The sequence below is a fragment of the Paenibacillus sp. J22P51 genome (assembly GCF_059692215.1).
Map to the genome: position 1 here is coordinate 167,014 of NZ_JCAUAZ010000005.1, position 23,118 is coordinate 190,131.

22 protein-coding genes, 1 riboswitch and 1 other annotated feature (1 of these 24 only partly in view) are annotated in these 23,118 nt (G+C 46.1%); of the genes, 1 reads left to right on the forward strand and 21 read right to left on the reverse strand.

Going from position 1 to position 23,118, the window contains the following annotated elements:
- Positions 1 to 86 (forward strand) — a binding site (T-box leader); it begins 147 nt to the left of the window's first position.
- Positions 87 to 157: 71 nt separating this feature from the next.
- The gene (gene serA, locus AC58QC_RS13715; protein ID WP_497415699.1) at positions 158 to 1,738 is read left to right on the forward strand and encodes a phosphoglycerate dehydrogenase; all 1,581 of its coding nucleotides are present in this window, start codon (positions 158 to 160) and stop codon (positions 1,736 to 1,738) included.
- Positions 1,739 to 1,861: 123 nt separating this feature from the next.
- On the opposite strand, the gene AC58QC_RS13720 is transcribed toward serA, so the two are convergent.
- The 21 genes from AC58QC_RS13720 to lysA form a co-directional block, all read right to left on the reverse strand.
- Positions 1,862 to 3,751, reverse strand: coding sequence for an ATP-binding protein (locus tag AC58QC_RS13720; RefSeq protein WP_497415700.1), 1,890 nt, complete (start codon positions 3,749 to 3,751; stop codon positions 1,862 to 1,864).
- On the reverse strand, positions 3,752 to 4,465 hold the full coding sequence (locus tag AC58QC_RS13725) for a response regulator transcription factor (RefSeq protein WP_314795945.1): 714 nt from the start codon (positions 4,463 to 4,465) through the stop codon (positions 3,752 to 3,754).
- Between the two features lie 39 nt (positions 4,466 to 4,504).
- A complete protein-coding gene (gene ccsA / locus AC58QC_RS13730) occupies positions 4,505 to 5,761 on the reverse strand; it encodes a cytochrome c biogenesis protein CcsA (protein ID WP_497415701.1) in 1,257 nt (418 codons plus the stop codon).
- Entirely contained in the window at positions 5,758 to 7,419 is a 1,662-nt protein-coding gene (gene resB, locus AC58QC_RS13735; protein WP_497415702.1) for a cytochrome c biogenesis protein ResB, read from the reverse strand. Before resB ends, ccsA begins: the two co-directional genes overlap by 4 nt.
- Before the next feature lie 49 nt (positions 7,420 to 7,468).
- A complete protein-coding gene (gene resA, locus AC58QC_RS13740) occupies positions 7,469 to 8,002 on the reverse strand; it encodes a thiol-disulfide oxidoreductase ResA (RefSeq protein ID WP_497415703.1) in 534 nt (177 codons plus the stop codon).
- 83 nt (positions 8,003 to 8,085) lie between these two features.
- Complete coding sequence (locus tag AC58QC_RS13745) at positions 8,086 to 8,832, reverse strand: pseudouridine synthase (protein ID WP_477595123.1); 747 nt, start codon at positions 8,830 to 8,832, stop codon at positions 8,086 to 8,088.
- Between the two features lie 112 nt (positions 8,833 to 8,944).
- Positions 8,945 to 9,478 carry a spore maturation protein gene (locus tag AC58QC_RS13750; protein ID WP_310223392.1) on the reverse strand — a complete coding sequence of 178 codons (534 nt, stop codon included), beginning with the start codon at positions 9,476 to 9,478 and terminating at the stop codon, positions 8,945 to 8,947.
- A 6-nt stretch (positions 9,479 to 9,484) separates the two neighbouring features.
- Positions 9,485 to 10,084: a nucleoside recognition domain-containing protein gene (locus AC58QC_RS13755; RefSeq protein WP_497256934.1), complete on the reverse strand. Its 600-nt coding sequence runs from the start codon at positions 10,082 to 10,084 to the stop codon at positions 9,485 to 9,487.
- Positions 10,085 to 10,129: 45 nt separating this feature from the next.
- Positions 10,130 to 11,323, reverse strand: a complete 1,194-nt coding sequence (locus AC58QC_RS13760; RefSeq protein WP_497415704.1) for a D-alanyl-D-alanine carboxypeptidase family protein — start codon at positions 11,321 to 11,323, stop codon at positions 10,130 to 10,132.
- Between the two features lie 382 nt (positions 11,324 to 11,705).
- Positions 11,706 to 12,191, reverse strand: a complete 486-nt coding sequence (ytfJ, locus tag AC58QC_RS13765; RefSeq protein ID WP_497415705.1) for a GerW family sporulation protein — start codon at positions 12,189 to 12,191, stop codon at positions 11,706 to 11,708.
- Between the two features lie 118 nt (positions 12,192 to 12,309).
- The gene (locus AC58QC_RS13770) at positions 12,310 to 13,011 is read right to left on the reverse strand and encodes a DUF2953 domain-containing protein (RefSeq protein ID WP_497415706.1); all 702 of its coding nucleotides are present in this window, start codon (positions 13,009 to 13,011) and stop codon (positions 12,310 to 12,312) included.
- A 151-nt stretch (positions 13,012 to 13,162) separates the two neighbouring features.
- Positions 13,163 to 13,768 carry an SMC-Scp complex subunit ScpB gene (gene scpB / locus AC58QC_RS13775; protein ID WP_497415865.1) on the reverse strand — a complete coding sequence of 202 codons (606 nt, stop codon included), beginning with the start codon at positions 13,766 to 13,768 and terminating at the stop codon, positions 13,163 to 13,165.
- Positions 13,752 to 14,543, reverse strand: coding sequence for a segregation and condensation protein A (locus AC58QC_RS13780; protein ID WP_497415707.1), 792 nt, complete (start codon positions 14,541 to 14,543; stop codon positions 13,752 to 13,754). Before AC58QC_RS13780 ends, scpB begins: the two co-directional genes overlap by 17 nt.
- Before the next feature lie 16 nt (positions 14,544 to 14,559).
- Positions 14,560 to 15,201 carry a site-2 protease family protein gene (locus AC58QC_RS13785; RefSeq protein WP_497415708.1) on the reverse strand — a complete coding sequence of 214 codons (642 nt, stop codon included), beginning with the start codon at positions 15,199 to 15,201 and terminating at the stop codon, positions 14,560 to 14,562.
- On the reverse strand, positions 15,201 to 15,671 hold the full coding sequence (gene ribH, locus AC58QC_RS13790; RefSeq protein WP_497256950.1) for a 6,7-dimethyl-8-ribityllumazine synthase: 471 nt from the start codon (positions 15,669 to 15,671) through the stop codon (positions 15,201 to 15,203). Before ribH ends, AC58QC_RS13785 begins: the two co-directional genes overlap by 1 nt.
- Before the next feature lie 51 nt (positions 15,672 to 15,722).
- Positions 15,723 to 16,952 carry a bifunctional 3,4-dihydroxy-2-butanone-4-phosphate synthase/GTP cyclohydrolase II gene (locus AC58QC_RS13795; protein ID WP_497415709.1) on the reverse strand — a complete coding sequence of 410 codons (1,230 nt, stop codon included), beginning with the start codon at positions 16,950 to 16,952 and terminating at the stop codon, positions 15,723 to 15,725.
- A 19-nt stretch (positions 16,953 to 16,971) separates the two neighbouring features.
- Positions 16,972 to 17,637, reverse strand: coding sequence for a riboflavin synthase (gene ribE, locus AC58QC_RS13800; protein WP_497415710.1), 666 nt, complete (start codon positions 17,635 to 17,637; stop codon positions 16,972 to 16,974).
- A gap of 16 nt (positions 17,638 to 17,653) precedes the next feature.
- Positions 17,654 to 18,763, reverse strand: coding sequence for a bifunctional diaminohydroxyphosphoribosylaminopyrimidine deaminase/5-amino-6-(5-phosphoribosylamino)uracil reductase RibD (gene ribD, locus AC58QC_RS13805; protein ID WP_497415711.1), 1,110 nt, complete (start codon positions 18,761 to 18,763; stop codon positions 17,654 to 17,656).
- 233 nt (positions 18,764 to 18,996) lie between these two features.
- A riboswitch (FMN riboswitch) is annotated at positions 18,997 to 19,177 on the reverse strand.
- 257 nt (positions 19,178 to 19,434) lie between these two features.
- Positions 19,435 to 20,628: a hypothetical protein gene (locus AC58QC_RS13810; protein WP_497415712.1), complete on the reverse strand. Its 1,194-nt coding sequence runs from the start codon at positions 20,626 to 20,628 to the stop codon at positions 19,435 to 19,437.
- A 597-nt stretch (positions 20,629 to 21,225) separates the two neighbouring features.
- Positions 21,226 to 21,657, reverse strand: coding sequence for a peptidylprolyl isomerase (locus AC58QC_RS13815; protein WP_310223365.1), 432 nt, complete (start codon positions 21,655 to 21,657; stop codon positions 21,226 to 21,228).
- A gap of 116 nt (positions 21,658 to 21,773) precedes the next feature.
- Positions 21,774 to 23,105: a diaminopimelate decarboxylase gene (lysA, locus tag AC58QC_RS13820; RefSeq protein ID WP_497415713.1), complete on the reverse strand. Its 1,332-nt coding sequence runs from the start codon at positions 23,103 to 23,105 to the stop codon at positions 21,774 to 21,776.
- Between the last annotated feature and the right edge of the window lie 13 nt (positions 23,106 to 23,118).

The window sequence follows — 23,118 nt, forward strand, 5'->3', positions numbered from 1 at the left end:
TCCAGGTCGCAAGACCAAATGAGGCTACCCATGCGAATGGGCAGCGAACTAGGGTGGTACCACGAAAGCAATCTCTCGTCCCTTTGGCTACAGGCTAACTGTCTGTGTCCGAGGGCTGGGAGTTTTTTTATGTTCAAATCTAAGGAGGAAACGAATTATGTTCAAAGTTCTAGTATCCGATCCAATTAGTGACATGGGAATTCAAATGCTTTATGATGCAGCTGATGTTGAAGTGGTTAAGCAGTCTGGTCTATCTGAAGACGAACTCATTGCAATTATCGGTGAGTATGATGCCCTCTTAGTTCGTAGCCAAACCAAAGTAACAGAGAAAATCATGAATGCCGGCACGAAGTTGAAAGTAATCGGCCGCGCAGGTGTTGGTGTCGATAATATTGATTTGGAAGCAGCAACAAAACGCGGAATTATCGTTATCAATGCACCTGACGGAAATACAATTGCAACTTGCGAGCTTACTTTCGCTATGATGATGGCAACGGCTCGTATGATTCCACAAGCGTACAAGAAGACAGTTGGCGGCGAGTGGGATCGTAAATTCATCGGCGTCGAGCTTCGTAACAAGACACTAGGTATTCTCGGAATGGGACGTATCGGTAGTGAAGTTGCGAAACGCGCGAAAGTATTTGGTATGGAAGTTATCGGCTATGACCCGTTCTTGACCGAAGAGCGTGCTGAGAAAATGGGTGTTAAGCTAGGTTCTGTTAACGAAATCGCTGCACAAGCTGATTTCATTACGGTTCATACGCCACTTACTCCGGAAACGCGTCACTTGATCGCGAAACCACAATTTGAATTAATGAAACCAGGCATTCGGATCATCAACTGTGCTCGCGGCGGTATTATCGATGAGCTAGCATTGGTAGAAGCGATTGATCAAGGCATCGTTGCTGGAGCAGCTTTCGACGTATTCGAAGTCGAGCCGCCAACGAAGGATCACCCTTTCTTGACGAATCCGAAAGTAATCGTAACACCTCATCTTGGTGCATCAACTATTGAAGCACAAGAAAATGTAGCGATTGACGTATCCGAGGAAGTTCTTCATATCCTTCGTAATGAGCCATTTAAAAACGCAGTTAACATGCCACCGGTACCTGCTGATGTCCTTAACAAACTACAACCTTACTTCAGTTTAGGTGAAAAAATCGGTTCCGTACTTGGTCAAATTGCCCAAGGTGCTGTTTCTGAAATCGTAATTAACTATGCGGGTGATTTGATGGATGTGGATACAAGTCCGTTAAATCGCTATATCGTAAAAGGGATTTTCCAAAACCAACTGGAATCCATCAATATTATTAATGCGATGCATCTTGCTAAATCACGCGGTGTGAACATCGTCGTGCAAAAATCGAACGCATCCAACAGCTTTACTAACCTTGTTACTGTAACTGTAAAAACAAAGCAAGAAGAGAAAACCCTTGCAGGTACATTACTTGCTGGCTTCGGCGAGCGCATCGTACGTATCGATCAATACCCAGTAGACTTCGCTGCTGAAGGTAACTTGTTGCTCATCTCCCACAACGATAAACCAGGTATTATCGGCCGCGTTGGTACATTGCTAGGAAGCAACCAAGTTAACATCGCGACGATGCAGGTTGGTCGTAAAGTGATAGGCGGATCCGCAATCATGGTATTAACGATTGATAAAACAGCTCCTGCTGAAGTGTTAGCTGATCTTACGAAGCTAGATGAAATCGTGAATGTTCGTGCTCTTACGCTCTAATAAGCACAAATTGTTTCACGAACAACAAGATTTTATCTGAATATTCTACACAAAGAAAAGGCGTTTGCTGAGTTTTACTAGCAAACGCCTCTTATTTGTGTCGAAATTCGCACAATTTTCTGTTTATTTGTGTTCACATGGCAAGCAGATCGTAAACGTGCTTCCTTGCCCCCATGTACTTTGTACCGTTACACTGCCATGATGGGAATCGATAATGTTTTTGACAATCGCGAGTCCGAGTCCAGTTCCACCCGATGAGCCACGCGTACGCGCTTTGTCCGCCTTGTAGAAGCGTTCAAAGATGAACGGCAGATCTTCGGCAGGGATCCCCTGCCCCTCGTCGACGATCTCAATTCGGATCGCGGGCCGATCCTTGGAGAGGCACGCCTCCGCATTCAAGGCGATACGCGCCCCTGCAGGCGTATGCCGGAACGCATTGTCGAGCAGGTTCGTCAGCACCTGCTCCAAGCGATCCTCATCCGCACGGTGCAGGATGAGCGGCTCTTCCGGCAGCGACACGCTTAGCGCGATGCCGCGCTCTTTGGCCAGCACCGCAAATTTGCGGTGCATGCGTCTTACCAGGGAGTCGATCTCGACCTCCCTGAAGACAAGCTCGAGATGGCCGGCTTCCATCCGCGCCAGATCGAGCAGGTCACGGACGAGGCGCCCCATTCGGAGCGACTCGTCGTGAATGACCTGCACCAGCTCCACGCGTTCCTCCGGCGTGGAGGGAATATCGTCGAGCAGGGCTTCACTGTAGCCCTGCAGCATCGAGATCGGCGTACGCAGCTCATGCGAGACGTTCGCCACGAAGTCCTTGCGCAGCTTATCCAGCCGCTCCTCCTCTGTCACATCACGGAGAACGGCTACAGCGCCGCGCACCTGCTCTCGGGAGTAAAGTGGCGTCATCGCTACGGACCACACGCCATTTTGAACATGGAGCTTTGTAGCAGCTTCTGCTGATTCATCGACAACCGCTTCAAAGAGTGGAATCAGTGGCACAGGAATCGGACTGGAGGAGGATGGATTGTTAAAGCTCATAAGTCCCCAATCACCAAGTGAGGTATCCGGCTGTGGGAAACGCCTTGCTATGCCTTCATCCTCTGACCATTCAATTGTGCTCCACTCTTGAATGATCTTCTCCCCTTGCGGGTTACTTAACATGACTGAACCATTCACATCTAGTGTAATGACCGCATCTGTCATACTGCGAAGGATGCTGGATAGATGCTCCTTCTCTTGGCTAAGCGCATGAATGCTCTCCTGCATCTTCTCGCCCATATGATTAAATGTTTTGGCCAGCTCACCAATCTCATCTTTGGAGAGAATCGGAACTCGCGTGCCATATTCCCCCAGCGTGATGAAATCAGCTGCTTTCTTCAACTGCTGCAGCGGTCTTGTGATTTTCGAGAACAAGAAGAAAGCAAAAAAGGTGGTCATGAGAAAACCTACAATCGAAACAGAAACAAACAATTTCAACATATACGATTGTGTTGCTTCTAATGATTGTAAGGACTGATACAACAGTGTGGCACCGACGATCGCACCTTCCATATTGAAAAGTGGCACCGCGACAACGAGATATTCGGTCCCAGATTTAAAGCGACCTGTGCCTGATTTATTCACTTGTTTGTCGATGGTTCGACCTTCAAAGACGGCTTTAAGCTCTTCAGGCTTGTAAAAGTCTGAAACGTGGAAGTTAACTAATTCACTACCTTGCGTTGTTGGAATAACGATTTCTTTCAAATCTTTAGAAATCACCAACATACGCGAATCCTGAAAGCTTAGCAGCTCATTACTTAACGCATAGAACTGTTCATTATACATGTGCTGAGAGGCTTCTTCTGAAAGTTTGACAGCCATCGTCTTCATGTGTTCCTTTTGATCCGTTGCCTGCGAGAAATAATTTTCCATATAATTGACAAGGAAAAAGCCTAGTATGAGCAAAACAACCCCAACTAGGCCAATAATCGTTAACCACAACTTTCCTACGACACTTCTGAAAATAAACACTTATTTAGGCACCTCTAGCTTGTAGCCTACACCCCATACGGTCGTAATCATCGCTGCAGCATCCGGGGATACTTTGTTTAATTTTTCACGGAGTCTCTTCACATGCGTATCAACGGTACGTAAATCACCGAAAAATTCGTAGTTCCAAACATCCTTGAGAAGCTCCTCACGAGAGAACACCTTATCCGGTGATACAGCCAAGTAATGCAGCAATTCATATTCCTTCGGTGTTAACGCGACTTCCTGACCGCCAGCCGTTACACGATGTGCATCATGCTCAATGATCAAGTTAGGGAATACGATATTATTGCTTGAGCTTGCATCTTTGGACAAGTACGCTGTTGCTGATGAGCGACGTAGAATGGCTTTCACACGATAAATCACTTCGCGAGGCGAGAACGGCTTGACAACATAGTCATCCGCTCCCACTTCAAATCCACTCACACGGTTCGTCTCTTCACCCTTCGCAGTCAGCATAATGACTGGCGTGGATTTCACTTGACGAAGCCTGGCACACACTTCAATGCCATCGATGCCAGGCAGCATAACGTCCAGCAAGATCAGATCATAGTCGGTTTCGGTCGCCATCCGCAAAGCGGACTCACCATCTTCCGCTTCTTCGATGAGATAGCCTTCTTTCTCTAAATACATGCGTAGCAATCGGCGAATACGTTCTTCATCATCTACAACGAGTATACTTGGCTTCAATTCCATGGAGCGTCACATCCTCTTCATATTGTACGTGCTTTGATTTTAAACGCCTGCATAGGAATGCAGTCCTGCTATTACTAAGTTCACACCTACTAATGTAAACATAACTACGATAAATCCGATAACGGTTAACCACGCAGATTTCTTACCCTGCCAGCCTTTGGAGAGACGAAGATGAAGGAATACAGCATAGAACAACCAAGTGATCAGTGCCCATACTTCCTTCGGGTCCCAACCCCAGAATCGGCCCCACGCTTCCTGAGCCCAAATCATCGCAAAGATGAGTGCACCCAATGTAAAGATCGGGTAACCAATCGCAATCGCGCGATAACTGATTTCATCCAGATCTTCCGCATCCATTCCTTTTACAATGGGGCCAATCGCTGCTCCCAAAGGTTTACGAGCCACCAAACGTGCTAGCACATAAAGGATAAGACCGCCAAGAATGGACCAAATGACGGTGTTTAATTTGCGTCCAGCGCTTGCCCCTTCCATCCAAGATGGCGCTGTAAATAACGGCTCAGACATGCCAAGGAAAGACTTCATCTCTACAACCTTCGTATCATACGGTTGTACAATCGGAGGCAACACGTAGGTTTCTGTTGTATGATTGGTTTCTTGTACTCCCTGATTCGTGACAATAACATCTTTGGAGAATACAGCTTTGTACCCAGATCCGTTGAATGTAAAAATCGAAGCGATAAATGCCACGAGCATTAAGATAAAGAACAGTGTAAGCTCGACACCTCTTTGTTCCTTCTTATCCGTATTCGTCGTTCCCGTATAATCGACTGCTCGCAGCAGATACATCAAGCCACCGGCGAAACCAACGGCGAAAAAGGCTTCTCCTGTTGCTGCAGTAGTTACGTGAATTTTAAGCCAATAGCTCTGTAGTGCAGGAATTAATGGCTGCACCTCACTTGGGAAAACAGAAGCATAAGCAATGATGATAAAGCCGATCGGTAATGCAAAAACGCCTAGGACGGGTGTACGATAAATGAGATAGACGATCAAGAATGCGCACATAATCATCATCCCTAAGAAAGTCATAAACTCGTACATATTCGAAGTTGGGATATGATCTCCTTCTGCCCATCTCGTGAAGAAGAACGTCACATGACACGCAAAACCGATTACAGATGTTATAAAAGCAACGAATCCCCACTTCTTCGTGTGATCTTCCGGTTTGCGGTTGCTCCATCTTTTACCGGTAATTGATAGGACAAACAGGAAGAATGCAAGCAAATATACGAAAAAAGCGATAAGTAAAAAGGTGCTGCTGACAGAGTTTACATTCACCCCTGGTTTCCTCCATTTGCTAATGATTTCGGTGAAACTTCCAAATCATGTTTTTTCAGTGCTGCGGCAACCTCATTACGAAGTCCAAACCAGTTCTTGTTCGTGTGGCCGCCAAGTGTAAGCTTACCCTCATCAATTCGAATCCAGATACGGCGGTGTTGCCAGTAGAAGCCCATGATGACACCGATCATAAAGATGGCGGAGCCAACCCAGATATACGGCATTGCTTTATCTATGCGAATATTCAGGTACGTTGTATAATTTGCAAACTGAACACCTTCCATGGAGCCAACAGCTATTTTGAGCTTCTGGCTAATCGCACCATTAATGGTATCCTGCGAGAAGGTTTCCTTATCAATTTGCCTTGGGAAATACAGATAAGGTTCACCTTTTTCGGCAAGTCCCGGTCCTGTAATACTAAAAATAAAAGCTGGTGCTTTCGGTTCATTCGACTTTGAGATCGGTTGACCGTTCTCTAGGCCAAACTCTGGGAAAAAGCCTTTCAACGTAAGCTTATAAGGCCCTACTTGATAGGAATCCTTCGGATTATTCATCGGTAAATCAAAGCTCCCAAACGTCTCACCTGTTGTTGGATTGCTAAGCGTTGGCTTCACCGAGATAAGTAATGGTGTCGCTTTATAATCAAACTGATAGGCTTGAAGCCCCTTGTAATCTAGTGGGTGATTCACAATGATGTTGGCCTTATGGACTTCTTCTAGTACTGGCGCTTCTGCCCCATCATCGCAATTCGCGGTACAATGATACAAAACGGCTTGCGTTTCATATGTTTTTGGGACGATCTGCCCCTTGGCTTTAATGCTTTCAGGAAGTTCCTGCTCATCATAAAGCGTAAGCGTAAATTTCTCGTTTTTGATGTAATAAGACGTATGTGGGATAGGCTTGGTTTCGCCCTCTAGAATGCCCATATATTGATCCATATGCCAGCCAGGAATACTCCGCATCAACACACCGATTAGGAAAATAATGAGTCCAATATGATTGATGTAGGGACCCCAGCGGCTAAAGCGATATTTCTCAGCAAGAAGAGCGGATCCATCAGTATGTACACGGTAATTCTTTTTGCGCAAAAGCGCGGCTAACTTATTCGTCCAAGCAATCTCATCCGTGCCTGCAGGCAAGTCAGTTGAAAGTGTAACATTTTGCCTAACAAGAAAATTGATGTGTTTGCGTATTTGCTGCTTAGATAAGGCTCGATACAAGGGGAGTACACGGTCCAGACTGCAAATCACGAGCGAAGTTCCAATCATGAACAGTAACGTAATGAACCACCACGAGCTGAAGGTATGAGAAAAGCCAAGGGAATGATAAATACTTCCTAGTTTTCCGTAATTTTCGGTGTAATATTGGGTCGGATCCATGTCCAGGAATGTATTCTCTTGTGGGAAAATCGTGCCTACAGCCGAAGCCAGCAATGTAATGAAAATGATCCACACCGCTATTTTGACCGAGGAGAAGAAATTCCAGACTTTATCGAGCAGGGATGGATTTGATTTCTGAGAACGTCGAGCCATGCCATCATAGCGCATTTCCAGAATGTCTCTGCCATCGACATCGATCAGCGGATTGCCACATGATTCACACAGCGTTGTGCCTGTGGGGTTCTGATGCCCGCAATCGCATTTGGTATTGTAGAACATGATGACCTCCTAAAAACGTTGAGCATGCGTGCGAATAACGATGTCCGAATTACGATTTTTTCACCAAAGTAGACAGCGTCTCATCAATATAAGACTCTTCCATTTGGCCTATTTTTTTCACAGCTATTTTGCCGTCTGCACCTATGAAAAAGGTTGTCGGATAATCCATAACGCCATACAATTTACGAACAACTTCATTGGCATCCAGCAGCACTGGCATATTTAATTGATATTGATCCATGAAGCTCTGAACGGTTACTTTGTTCTTGTCCACATTGACTTCTAAGAAGACAACCCCTTGATCCTTCCACTTATCATACTGCTTCTGAAGATCAGGCATTTCTTCTTTACAGGGTGGACAAAACGTACCCCAGAAATTCACTAACACGACTTTCCCTTTGTAATCGGAGAGCTCGTGTGTTTGACCATCTAACCCCATCAAGGAGAAGTTTGTTGCTTTGTCCCCCTGCTGTGGGTACTTCTTGCTGGCTGAAGCAGACAAATTGGTAATAATCGTAAACACACCAATAATGAGCACGATTGCAAAGATCCCAATCTGTACCCACTTCTTATTACGACCCACTGTTAATCACCTTCGCTTTTTCGACAATGTTAGTTTTGGCATATCGAATTATACCCTTATTATAACGAAAAGAAGGCCAATTCTTATTGGCCTTTTTGAACGTTATGTGTCCTTAGAGCTTCGTTCCTAAGCTCTTCAACCTCTTTGGGCGTCAAGTGGCGATACTTCGCTCTTGGGAGGCCTGTTAAGAAGATGGGACCAAATTTAATCCGCTTTAATTTGATAACTGGAAATGAAATCGCCTCAAACATCCGTCTGACTTGGCGGTTTCTTCCTTCGTAAATCGTAATCTGAATAATCGACTCATTCTTCTCCATGTTCACATCAGCGTATTCAACTTCAGCAGGAGCTGTCATGCCGTCTTCTAACTGTATGCCCATTTTGAGCTTATCTAATAACGTGCCGTGCGGCACCCCTTTGACCGTCGCTTGATATGTCTTCGGTACATGATGCTTCGGATGCGTCAGTAAATGTGCAAATTCGCCGTCATTCGTTAGAATGAGCAGGCCTTCCGTGTCATAATCCAATCGACCGACAGGATATACACGTTCTCTAATCCCCGGCAAGAAGTCTGTCACTACTTTACGCCCCTCTGGGTCTGTTGCACTCGTAATAACACCTTTGGGCTTATTTAAAATGACATAGATCTTCTTCTGTTGACCTATTGCACGTCCATCGACCCTAATCTCATCTTCGGCTGTATTCACTTTCACACCCAGCGTCGTGACGACTTCACCGTTCACTTGCACGCGTCCCGCTGTAATGATTTCTTCACATTTCCGGCGGGATGCGATCCCGGCTTCGGCTAATACCTTTTGCAGTCTTTCCATTATCCGCTTTCACCTCAAGCTAATGATAACGGAGTTAACCGCAAATCTCAAGCGGCAACCCACATTAACTGACAGAAGGTGACAGAATGATGGCTAAGATGACTTATTCATTTTATGAAAACACCAAATAACAGATGACAAGTGAAGCAATAAAGCCTACAGCATCCGATATCAAGCCTACTTTTAGCGCATATCCTGCTTTTCGAATCCCAATCGCGCCAAAATAAACAGTAATCACGTACAAAGTTGTATCCGTGCTCCCTTGTACCGTTGAGGCAATCCGCCCGATCATGGAATCCGGACCAAACTGCTCGATTAGATCCGTTGTAAAAGCCAAAGAGCCTGCTCCCGTGATTGGCCGCAAGATAGCTAAAGGCAGCACCTCCGTCGGCACACCGATGCTTTCGAAAAAAGGCCGCATCCAACCGATCAGCATGTCCATCGCGCCTGATGCACGAAACACAGAGATCGCCACCATCATCCCGACGAGGTGGGGAATAATTTTGATCGCCGTATCGAAGCCATCCTTGGCTCCCTCTACGAACGATTCATAGACGGGAACCTTGCGATAAGCCGCGTATAGCGGTATGAATACAATCATGATCGGGATTGCCCATGCCGAAATGAGCGAAACGAGTGCGTACATGCAGGTTCATCCTTTCAGCGGAGGGATAGGTGAGCGCGATCTGCGATACCATCGATCCACGAATATGGCCGCTGTTGTTGAGATGATGGTCGCAATGAGTGTTGTGCCTACGATTTCTGCTGGGTTCATTGAATTGAAATTCATTCGAATCGCAATGAGTGTTGTTGGAATTAATGTGATACTGGACGTATTCAGGGCAAGTAGTGTACACATGGCCGTACTCGCCTCGTCCTTATTGGGATTCAGCTTTTGCAGCTCCTGCATCGCTTTGATCCCCATTGGCGTCGCAGCGTTACCTAAGCCAAGGATATTAGCGCTCATGTTCGACATGATATAGCCAAGTGCCGGGTGATTCTTAGGAATGCTTGGAAAAAGGAAGCGTACCACGGGCTGAAGAAGTTTAGCCAGCTTGAGTAAAATACCCGCATCCTCAGCGATGCGCATCATCCCCATCCAGAATACCAAAACACTAATTAATCCAAAACATACCGTGACGCCATTCTTCGCCCCATCAAATGCCGCTTGTGTAACGGATTCTACATCTCCATTGATAGCCGCAACGAGGAAACCGACGACGATAAAAAATAGCCATATCCAGTTCACCATAGATTAGCACTCCTTACCCCTTTTGCTCAAAACAAATTCCGACTATTAATCCGCCCACTGGGATCCCGATAGATTGAAAAGCCCTTGCACTAGCATCCTGCAAATGTAGCCATACCGTGTAAGCAAAGTCTCCTTATAAGGACTGCTGGGTTGAAAAGAAAACGTCGCTTTCTCCGGAACTTGCAGCAATGGATTCGTTTTTTCATAGATCGGAATAGTCTGAATTCGTTGGTTCTTTAAGGATATTTGCAGCGATCCACGCTCTGCTAATCGATACTCGGTCGTCATCGGATCTAGCAACGTGACTTGGTGTGTTAAAGCAGCATATTCTCCTTCTGCTAAAGGGTAATTGAACGTTCTGCTAGCTACATATGGCGTACCTTCGATTGCGTCGCCTTTTTTCACCAGGGTTTGCAACGGGAAATTCTTAAAGCCATATTGGAGCAGTCTGGCATGGTCCGCCCAGTCATCACCGTCATTCAAGGTAACCACAACAAGCTGCTGTCCATCACGTGTTGCAGAAGACACTAAACAACGCTTAGCCAACTTGGTGTAACCTGTTTTCACACCGTCTGCCCCTTCAAACATGGAGAGCATCTTGTTTTTGTTCAGCCAAGAGTAATCCCACGCTTCATTCGGATTCGGTACTTTTTTCAGCTTCGTAGAAACGATGTCTGCGAAAACACTATTTTTAAGCGCATAGGCTGTCAGTTTGGCCATATCGTTCGGACTGGAGCGATGTCCTTCACCTTCATCGAGTCCTGATGGATTGGTGAAGTGGGAGTTATCCATGCCCAGCATTCTTGCTTTCTCATTCATTAAGTAGACGAAACCTTCGACGCTTCCTCCTACATGCTCAGCGATTGCGGTAGCTGCATCATTACCGGAACGCATCATGAGTCCGTACAGCATGTCATGCAGTCTCATTTCTTCGCCTAGCTTCAAATAAATGGAAGATCCTTCTTTGCCGAAGGCGTTTTTGCTGACCCTGACCATGCTATTGAGGTTGCCTTGTTCGATCGCAATGATGGCGGTCATAATTTTGGTCAAGCTGGCTATACGCATAGGCGTGTCCCCTTTTTCGCTATAAAGGACACGTCCTGACTCCACATCAACGAGAGAAGCACCCACTGCATTCGTATGAATGCTTGGCGGCGCGGCTTCCACATAGGACCATGGCGCAATTAGCAATCCAAGTAAGGCACAGCAAATGAAGATGAACTGGACTTTAGTTTTCATCGTTTTGGTTATCCTCCTACACGAGCGAACTTGTACACTTCATTGATCGAATCAACGGATAAAACTTTGTACAAGTATATGCGTGTGGACGAGGGATATGTCCGAGAATTAAGTTCGACGCTGTCCAGACAGGGCAAAAGAAAAAGGAGCTCGCGAAAATCGCGGCTCCCGTTATTCTTATGTGAAATTTCATTGACCTCGACATTCTCATAAAGGTACCTATCGCCACTATCCCCTTCGCTCAGGCCAGCAAGTGTAGAACTATTTTCTGAACCGATGGGATAGTGCCGGTAACCACTGTACCATTTACAAAGCTGGAATCATGAACAATGATCTCATAGAAAAAAGCTGTCCTCCAAGGACAGCTCATAATGACCAGATGCTAGACGATAAAATTCTGATTCTCAACATTGGTGATACTGGTTGCAGCAGCAGCCGAAGGTTTTGCCGACATGCCCTTAATCATACTCTGAATCTTGTCCACAACCTGCGGCGCAGAATCGATTAGACGCTCCAGAATATGCGTTTGGTTATCGAGCGGAACGACCTTAACGCCATTCTTACCGACAACGAGGAAAGCAATTGGTGTAATTGATACCCCTCCACCGCTACCGCCACCGAAAGGAAGTGCGACTTTGGCATTGAGCGCGTCGCCTCTGTTCATAGAACCGCCTTCGATCTCGATTTCGGAGTCTGTCACAAACTCACTACCACCTGCAGCGAAACCAAAGCCAACTTTGGAAATCGGCATGATGACACTTCCATCAGGCGTTTCGACGGGGTCACCGACAATTGTGTTTACGTCGACCATTTCTTTTATATTTTCCATGGCGACTTTCATGAGGCCTTGAATCGGGTGTTCGGACATCTTTATATTCCTCCTTAGCGTTTTTCGCCATACGAACTGGCATCGGAAGCTCAAGCATCAAAGAACTTTTCTTGGTTCAGTTCTAGAGTGCCCTTAGAGGCATGTGGTTATGTAGAACTCAAGATGCAGGTTTAAATCTGGCTCTCGCCTTCAATGCGAATTGGATCCAGCTGCGAATACCACCTTTGACTTTCGCTGCTCGGAATACTAAGCGTATGCCCGCTATAACAGCAAACCATACACGTATTCGACCAGCGAAGCGAAACTCCGTTGCAAATTGCTTTTCATTATATTGCGGAACAACATCAATTCGCGGCTTTGCTATGAGCTTCACATAACGGATCGTGAACCCTAATAGAGAAGACTTAATCCCCCAGATGGCTCCTGTCGTAATTGCCGTTTCAGGAGCATCACCTAGTCCCACGCGAGTTATCCATTTAAGCTCCGTACATTCCACTTTCGCTAAAGTTTGCTTCATCCAGCCATATAAATTCACCGTATGTACAAGAACATCTTTCGCTTCTTTATAAAAGGCGATGACTTTATCCTTTGTAATATGGTCTCTCGTCTCATCTTTTAACTTGGCGCTATGTTGCGTTACTTTCTCCGACTTAATCAAGATCCCTTGCGTGAATCCTTTAAATTGAATGATGGGGATAACATAACGGTATCGCACGAGTCCAAACAGCCCTCGCATCTCCACGGAAAGCGTATCGTTATCCTTCACTCTGGAGAAATAAAATTCACTGCGCAAATAGCTGCATAGCACAACGATAATTGCGATGATGACAACCAAGACGGCCACTCCAACCCACAGCAACACTTACGCCTCCTTAGCCAAAATAAACGACTATACCTGTCTAATAGTTAAAAACTCCACCCGCAAGAATAAGTCTTCTCGCAGGTGGAGTTAGTATGACCTCTAAAAGGAAAGGAAATGCATGTTTGGATAAGCTTTAAATGGGGGGCACCTACTCTGAATGCTCGTCATTCACGTCTTCCAGTGTTAATTGCTTCTGGTCTCCGCCTAAGCGATCAAATAGCATGCGTGTTTCTTCTTCCAAATCGAAATTACCCTGAAAGTTTGCAGAGTCTGGCAATTCTTGTATCGAGCTAAGTCCGAAATATTCTAAGAATTGTTTGGATGTTCCATATAGAATTGGTCTTCCCACCGCTTCAGCGCGTCCAACCTCTGTGATCAAGTCTTTACCTACTAATGTAGCAAGTGCACGATCACACTTCACGCCGCGGATCTCCTCGATCTCGACTCGTGTGATAGGCTGCTTATAAGCAACGATTGACAATGTCTCTAAGGCTGCTTGTGATAGTGAAGAACGTGAAGGCGTATAAGCGAGTCGCTCAAAATAAGGAGCGTGCTCCGCTAGGGTTGTAAGCTGATAAGCACCCGCAACCTCTACAATTTGAACTCCGCGTCCTTTACGTTTGAAGTCCGTACGCATATCCTTCAACAAATCCTTAATCACATAGGAATCTAGCTCCATCACTTCAGCCAGTTGCTTGAGATCTAGACCTTCGTCGCCGGAGGCAAAGAGAAGTCCTTCAATAATCGATTTCATCTGTTGGAAGTTGAGTGTCAAGGTCAGTCACCTCCTCTTTGGCTTGAATGACGATATCTTCAAAAAGCTGATTTTGGTAGCACACAATTTTCTTCATTTTCATCAATTCAAGAATAGCTAAAAAAGTTACAACGATCTCTTCCCGCGTCATCTCATAATCGAATAGCTTGGAGAACAACAGTTTACCGCCTTTTATTTTAAGCAAATCAACAACCTCACGAATCCGATCTTTCACCGAGATCTCATCTCGCCTGATCCGTGCAACCACGTTGCGATTCACTAGTTTACGCAATGTACGCTGAAAAGCAATTAGTAAATCGGCTACATCTAAACCTTCCACCGGGTTCTCTTGAACCTCTGGCAGATACGGTGTTAAATCCTCGGGTTCACGTGTGTAAACAAGGCTGCGCTCTACCTCTTTATCACGAAGCATATCAGCAATCGATTTATATTTCCGATATTCAATCAGCTTCGCAACGAGCTCAGCGCGAGGGTCTAACGAATCATCCATATCATCAAAATATTCGTCAAATTCAATAACAGGTGGCTTAGGCAAGAGCATTTTGCTTTTGATGGAGAGCAGCGTTGCTGCCATAACTAGAAACTCACTCGTAATTTCTAACTCCAGCTCCTGCATCGCTTGTACATACCCAAGATATTGATCTGTAATTTCTTTGATCGGAATATTGTAAATGTCGAGTTCATTTTTATCAATCAGATGAAGCAATAGATCAAGGGGGCCTTCAAATGCTTCTAACTTGTACGTAACCTTCATGTCGTTCTTCCCCTTGTCATAGTGAATAAAGATGCATAATTACTTTTACCGCGAATGGATAAATACTGGTGAGCGCCCATTGACCAATGGGGGTAACCATTAAAACGATTACAAGAATGAGTGCTTTGATCTCTTGCCTTGCGAGCCATCGCTGTTTCGAAGGTGAGAGTAATCCTTTCCAAATAAACCACCCATCAAGCGGATAGAGCGGCAACAGATGGATAAGACCTATCATTAAGTTTACGATCACGAAATATTGGAGGTAAACACGCCAGTGTTCCACAACGATCGATTCCGTGGCCGTACCGAGAAGCGTGGGTAAGAAGAAATATAACCACCAGAAAAATAGGACTAGCACGAGATTGGTAAGTGGTCCCGCAAGATAAACCAAGGTATTTGATAGTTTTTGATGCTTAGGAAATTGATGGGGATCCACCGGAATTTTCTTCGACCATCCGTATGGCCCAAAAATAATCATCGCTAGCCCCAAGACATCTAAATGTGCCAAGGGGTTGAGCGATAATCTTTTACTGTCTCGGGCTGTTCGATCTCCAAGCCACCAGGCGACCCCAGCATGCGCTGTATCATGCAGGGTCATGGCGACTAGAAACGCGAACAGCCTAGGCAGCAGTGTTTCCAAATGGTAATAAGCCAACATTAGGAAGTGAATTGCTTCGTCAAATTCGCCATCTCAATCGCAGTTACGGCAGCTTCCCAGCCTTTGTTGCCTGCTTTCGTTCCCGCGCGTTCAACCGCTTGCTCAATCGAGTCGGTTGTTAATACGCCGAAAATCGTAGGTACACCCGTTTTCAAGTTAATTGCAGAAACGCCTTTCGCTACTTCACTGCACACATAATCAAAATGCGGCGTTGATCCACGAATCACGGCACCAAGGGTAATAACAGCATCGTACTTACCGCTCTCCGCCATCTTTTGAGCGATTAGGGGAAGTTCGAATGCGCCTGGAACCCACGCGATATCAATTTCATTTTCTTCCACACCGTGACGTTTAAGTGCATCTTGTGCACCGCCAAGTAGTTTGGAAGTAATAAATTCGTTAAAACGCCCTACGACGATCCCGTATTTTAAATTTTGTGAAATTAAATGTCCTTCATAAATCGTTGCCATGGTAAGAATCTCCCTTTCTGTTGAAGCGTATTGGTTAGTAGGTTATCAAAATTAAATGCCGTTGCCCGAGTCTTTAAAACTGAGCATGTGGCCTAGCTTCTGTTTCTTCGTTTGCAAATAACCGAGGTTATCTTTTTTACTTTCCATCTGGATCGGAACGCGCTCGTCAACTTCAAGACCATAGCCTTCTAAGCCTTTGATTTTACGCGGATTGTTTGTTAAGAGACGAAGTTTCGTGATGCCAAGATCCTTCAGAATTTGAGCACCAATGCCATAATCACGAAGATCTGGAGCAAATCCAAGCTTAATATTCGCTTCTACTGTATCTAATCCCTGCTCTTGAAGGACATAGGCCTTCAATTTATTGATTAAACCGATACCGCGACCTTCCTGTCGCATATATAATAATACACCATTGCCTTCTTCATCAATCTGTTTTAGTGCCGCGTCAAGCTGCGGACCGCAATCGCAACGATGAGAATGGAACACATCTCCTGTCAAACACTCGGAATGTACACGCACCAAGGTAGGTTTGGAAGGGTCGATGATCCCCTTAACTAGGGCTACATGCTCTTTGTCATCCAATTGATTGGTGTAAGCAATCGCTTTGAAAGTGCCAAAATCCGTTGGCAAATCAACCTCGACCTCACGCTTCACTAATTTATCTTGTTGATTCCGATACTGTATTAAATCTTGAATAGTAATGATACGGAGCTCGTGCTTCGCGGCAATCTCCATCAGATCAGGCACCCTTGCCATGGTACCATCTTCTTTAATGACTTCACAAATAACGCCTGCCGGATACGAGTCACAAAGAATCGCCAAATCAATTGTTGCTTCTGTATGACCTGCTCTACGAAGAACTCCGCCTTTTTTGGCGATCAAAGGGAAAATGTGACCTGGTCTGCGGAAATCCTGTGGTTTCGTCGATGGATCGATTAAGCCTTGAATCGTTCTGGAACGCTCATGAGCAGAAATCCCTGTACTTGTATCTGTATGATCGACAGAAACTGTAAAGGCTGTGCCATGATAGTCGGTGTTGCGCGCCACCATGGGAGGCAAATCAAGCTCTTTCGCCCGCTCCTCTGTAATTGGAGCGCAAACGAGCCCACGCCCTTCCTTGATCATAAAGTTGATGACTTCGGGTGTGGTTTTATCAGCAAGGGCGATAAAATCGCCTTCATTCTCACGATCTTCATCATCCACGACAATAATGACTTTACCTAATTTTAGATCCTCTACCGCTTCTTCAATCGTATTGAATCGAATGTCTTGTGCCATATTCACCTCTCCTAACTACTTACATAAAGCCGTTATCTGCTAGAAAGCTGGCAGTCAGCGTGCTTTTCTTTACGCGATGGGAAGACTCAGAAGGACCAAATTTGAGCAGTCGTTCCATATATTTGCCAAGTACGTCGCATTCGATGTTGACCGTGTCCCCGGCTTTTTTGTCATGGAGAACGGTCTGCGCAAGGGTATGCGGGATAATCGAAACGGAAACATCGTGTTCTGTGACATCTACAACAGTTAAACTAATGCCATCAATCGTGATGGAACCGCCAGGAATGATGTAGCGGAATATATGTGGATTTTCGGGCTCAAATCGGTAAACAACCGCATTTTCTTCTGGTGTCCGAGAAAGTATTGTTGCTGTGGCATCCACATGACCTTGCACAATGTGACCGCCAAAGCGACCATTCGCCGCCATCGCTCGCTCCAAATTTACGCGTGTGCCGGATTGTAACTTCCGAAGATTCGTCTTTCGATACGTCTCTGGCATCACATCCACGGAAAATGAATCACTATCATATGAGATGACCGTGAGACATACACCATTAACGGCTATACTGTCACCAAGATGGACATCTTCCAGAATTTTTTTGGCGCCAATGGTTAGTACCATGGCTTGCCCTCCACTATGAATGCGGCGCATGTGGCCGATTTCTTCAACAATGCCGGTAAACATGCCACTCCTCCATTCTCTAGCTCTTATACATCGGATAGCCGGTCATACAGACGTCCGGCCCGAATTGCTCGACACGTAGTCGGTCGAGCGTAATAGCGTCATCCATCTTCGCGAAGCCTTCGAAGTGGATGTTCACAGGTGCTGCCAAGCCCCCGCCGATAATTTTCGGCGCAAACATCAGCACCAGCTTATCAATCAGGCGCCGCTCCAGCATGGCGCCGTTCAAGCGGCCTCCACCCTCGAGGAGGATGGAGCCGATCTCGCGCTCGCCCAGCTGCTGCATGGCGAGCGTCAGGTCCACCTGCGGGCCGTCCCCGCAGGTAAGGACCGTGATGCCGCGCGCTTCCAGCGCGGCACGCCGATCTGCGGGCGCCTGTGCGCTCGCGAGCAGGATCGTCGGCTGACGATCCTGCTCCGTGAGCACGCGGGCGCCGAGCGGGACTCGCAGCTGCGAGTCCGCGATGATGCGTACCGGCTGCACAGCCGGTACGTCGCCGCGCGTGCTCAGCTGCGGATCGTCGGCGATGACGGTCTGTACGCCGACGAGGATACCCTGATGCCGGTGGCGCAGGGTATGAACAAAGGCACGAGAAGCTTCCGATGTAATCCACTTGCTGTCGCCGGTTTTGGAAGCGATGCGACCGTCGAGGGTGCTCGCAGTCTTCATCGTCACGAATGGCATGCGCGAGACGATGAATTTGTTGAAGGCTTCGTTCAGCTTAGCTGATTCTTCACCTAGCAAGCCAACGCTCACTTCCAAACCATGCGCACGCAGCTTTGCGATTCCCGTTCCAGCCACTAACGGATTCGGATCTGTGGTAGCCACAACAACACGAGTCACACCCGCTTCGATAAGGCGATCGCTGCAGGGAGGTGTTTTGCCATAATGGCTGCAAGGCTCAAGGGTAACATAAGCTGTGCTTCCCTTGGCTTCCTCGCCTGCCATTTGCAAAGCCAATACCTCTGCGTGCCCATGCCCGCGTTTCAGATGTGCGCCCATACCAACAATGCGGCCCGCTTTGACGAGTACACACCCTACAACAGGATTAATACCGGTTTGTCCGAGCGCACTCTCCGCCATCTGGAGCGCAAGTCTCATATAGGCTTCGTCGTTCAACACCTGCATGGCTGATCACCGCCTTCCTAATCCAGTCCTCGAAATCTAATGCAAAAAAGCCCCTTCCGCTATCGGATGGGGGCCAGAGATTGTTTAGATAACACGAATAAGCTTCAACTAATACACCTGTTACATTTTTGATCAAATCAAACAATATCGACAAGGTAGCCGTTTTGGACAGACCTGCCGAATTTTTGTTAATGTGAAAAAATGAACAAGCATGCTAGCGAATTGGCATTCGCATTTTCCTTCTCCCATCCAGACTATACTGTCGGTCCCGGAATTACACCAGGTCAACCGTAGCGAAGCTGTTGTCAGGTACCGCTAGCTTCACAACGGGTCACGGACTGATCGCAACCATGTACACGTACAAGGGTACGAATCACCGCCGGTGTGGAATTTCACCACGCCCCGAAGGTTTTGCATACTATAAAAGAAAGTAATAACTTAACCATAGCTACTAATTTCTTTATTACACAAAAATTTATCATTCACGCATGAAAATTGCAAGGTCTTTTTTCATTTTTTCCGAGAATGTTTGTCGGAATTAACAATTCTTTAGTAATCATGGTACGTTTACTAGAGTTAACAGGACCCTTTAACGGCGATTCGCTCACTAACCGCATTGATCAGCTGGCTTGCCAGTGTTGAAAACTTTTCTTTTCGGATACCTCAGTGAATCATTGTTCTAAACCCGCAATATCCGAACAAATCGTTCCATCTCCCCAATGAGGATTTGCATAGCCGGCAGGAGCATTCAAGTATGGCAGCCAAGCCGCGTCGAAACTAGCTTTCTTCTTTGCCGAGACACATGCGTTACTCGGGTCAATACCTTCGGATACCTCTGTTAACAGCTCCTTCCGCAGCTGTGAAAAACGCTTGATGATACGTTCGAACTCCGCTTCCTGATCGGTCTTCATCCCTCCCTCTACCCACTCACCTTCAAAAATAAAAGCGAAATCTTTATAAGAAGCAGCTTTCATCTCAGAAGCTTCCGTATAATCACGCAACGCCTTGTCCATGTACCCGTGCGATTCAGCCCACAATCCACTTATAAGTCGGTGATAAGGGGTAGGTGATTGCGCATAGACTCTTTGAGTCCGCTTGAGCTTATTCTCAATAATTGAATACGTCTCAGTGAATTCCTTCTGCCAAGGCCCCGCTCCAACAGAACCTATTAGACCTCCTGACAGCAGCAGCTTCCCATCTTGAATTTCCGCTTTGGAAACACTAGCTATCACTGCTGCCCCCGTGTAAGTTTCAAGTTTTTTATCCAACCATGCAGACACGGTATAAGTGAAAAAAGTGGTATGCGCTCCACTATTGGCTGACACCCAAACCACCTCAGGTTTGCTATCACCTGTAAGGTCATTTATGGTTAAGATCTTTGTTCGGCCGTTATTTACGGAAGAAAAATCCAAACTTTGTAAGGTGAACTTGCCATACTTAAAATCAATAACAACCCCATACGATTTCCGTTCCTTTACCACGCCCGTTTGCTCATCTAGAATATCCTCAACCAGCACAGTAACCCATTCATTCGAAACCCCATCCTGATCAAGATCTGTCTGGATGACGTTTAACGGTTCTTTCTCGGAATCATAAGGCAAGACCAACGACTGCAGCCATTTCGTCATATCACGATTAGGCTCATGCAATTGGTTCAGCTCCACTCTAAGATTCTCGATCATAGGAACCCTCTTCGCAACTATGGAGGTTTTAAATACGTCTACATCCGAAATTGAGGTCGCATTTTGAATTGGGAGCGCTAGTCTTTCTCCACCTGTCAGAGCTATTAAACAGAGCAGCACCATCAATACACCTGCGCCTATATACCTTAACAAATCCTTTTTCAAACGCACATCACCTTTCACACTTATTTCCTTCTAAATTTGACGTATCCGCTTAGAAATAGGTTCTGATAATATGGACATTACACACGAATTCAAAAGAATCCATAACTCAATCAACAACTTCTTGATCCAAAGTAACATCTGGTACTGTTGGAAAGGAATTGATGGCGTGGGAGGAGGTGATGGTGAGGCTGGCAGTGTTGGGGGTATGGAAGGGTGACGATCTTGGAAACACGAATTAACTGTAAACAGTACAGTTATTTCGTAGAAATTGTCCCGAAAACTAGATATAAATGGAAAATATGCAGTTAATTCTCCCCCAGATGCTCATTTCGGCTAAAATGCCTGAAATTAACTACAGATAATCCATCTATTCGCAGCAAGAAAAAGACTAGTTAAACTATTATACACCTCCTCCACGTAACTCTATCTGTATCATCATAATTAAGTTCTCACACTTCAACGTGCTTTACTCATACTTTCTCGTCATCCCCCTCTCCCCCTCCATCTCTACTCTACCTTCACCTTTTCTCTCTACTTCCTCTCTCGTTTCACACTAATATTAAATACAAAAAAAACTGCCCAGACCTAAGTCTAAGCAGTTTCCTTTACTTATAATTATACTTCTACTACTTCTACTTTTTCCATTTTGTCTTTGCCTTTAAAAGCATCAACAAGCTCCATGCCTTTGGAAACTTTACCGAACACAGTGTGTCCACCATCCAAATGCGGTTGTGGTTGGTAAGCGATGTAGAATTGGCTTCCACCTGTGTTACGACCAGCATGTGCCATCGCTAAGGAACCGCGCTCATGTTTGTTCGGGTTGATCTCACAGTTGATTTGGTAGCCAGGGCCACCAGTTCCTGTTCCAGTTGGGCAACCACCTTGTGCTACGAATCCTGGAATTACACGGTGAAAAACAAGTCCGTTATAAAAACCGGAGTTTGCTAGTTTTTCAAAGTTAGCGACAGTGTTCGGTGCATCTTTCTCGAAAAGATCGATGATAACCTCTCCGCCACCTGCTAGTTGAATTTTTGCTTGTTTTGCCATTGTGTGGTTCACTCCTTTAGGAAATAATATCTTATTCTACTATGAATGACTGCATTACACAAACAGCAGGAGGAACCCTACGTAACTAGGGGCCGCCTGCTGAATTCATATAGCCGTTATATCGTCTTGCTTACTTGTTTCATTCTCGCCGGAATGACGTCATTGCCTACGATTTGATCAAAGGATTCACGTTTCACGACGAGGTCGCTTTGCCCATCTTTGACGAAAACTACACCTGGTCTGCGAATACGGTTATAGTTGCTAGCCATCGAATAATTGTAAGCTCCTGTACTCGACACGGCTAGAATATCACCTGCGGCTACCTTCGGCAGGTTCACATCCCAGATCAGCATATCGCCGCTCTCACAGCATTTGCCGGCAATCGAAACAATCTCAGCTGGCTGCTCAGCAGCACGATTGGCGAGGCCTGCTTCGTAAACAGCTTCGTACAGTGCCGGACGCGGGTTATCAGTCATTCCGCCATCCACCGCGACATACTTACGCACACCTGGAATATCCTTCGTTGTGCCGACAGTGTACAGCGTAGTCCCTGCATCACCTACGATGCTGCGGCCTGGCTCAACCCAAATTTCCGGAAGCGGGTAACCGTTGCTGCCGAAGTTCGTTTTGATCGCATCCGTAATCGCCTTTACATAGACAGCTACTGGAAGTGGTGTATCTTCACTTACGTAACGAATGCCGAAGCCGCCGCCAAGGTTAATTACCTTGAACGTGACATCTAATTCTGTCCGTACTTGGATGGCAAATTCCGCCATTTTCTCCGCTGCAATGCGGAAGCCTTCAACCTCAAAAATCTGCGATCCGATATGCGAATGAATGCCTAAAAGATCGAGATTGGAAAGCTGCGAAGCCTCTTGAATCGCACGGAATGCGGAGCCGTTCCCCAAATCGAAGCCGAATTTGGAATCGGTTTGGCCCGTTGAAATATATTCATGCGTATGCGCCTCAACACCTGGCGTAATCCGCAGCAAAATTTTCACCTTTTGGCGTTTCTCAGCCGCAATCGCGTTTAACATCTGCAGCTCGATAAAGTTATCTACGACGAAACAGCCAATTTTAGCGTCAATGGCCATTTCCATTTCAGAAATCGTTTTGTTGTTGCCATGGAAATGGATACGCTCTGCTGGGAATCCAGCTTGAAGCGCTGTATACAGCTCCCCATCGGACACAACATCCAGAGACATGCCTTCTTCTTCTACAATTCGGCACATTGCCATTACGCAAAATGCTTTACTAGCGTAGGCTACCTGAAACTTCAGTCCCGATGACCCGAAAGCTTCAACAAACTCACGACAACGCTGACGTACAAGCGCCTCATCAAATACATAGAGAGGTGTGCCGAATTCGGCAACCAACTGTGTTGTATCGACACCGCCAATTTCGAGGTGGCCTTGGTCATTTATTCTACTGGTACCATGTAAATACATAGCTATATATTCC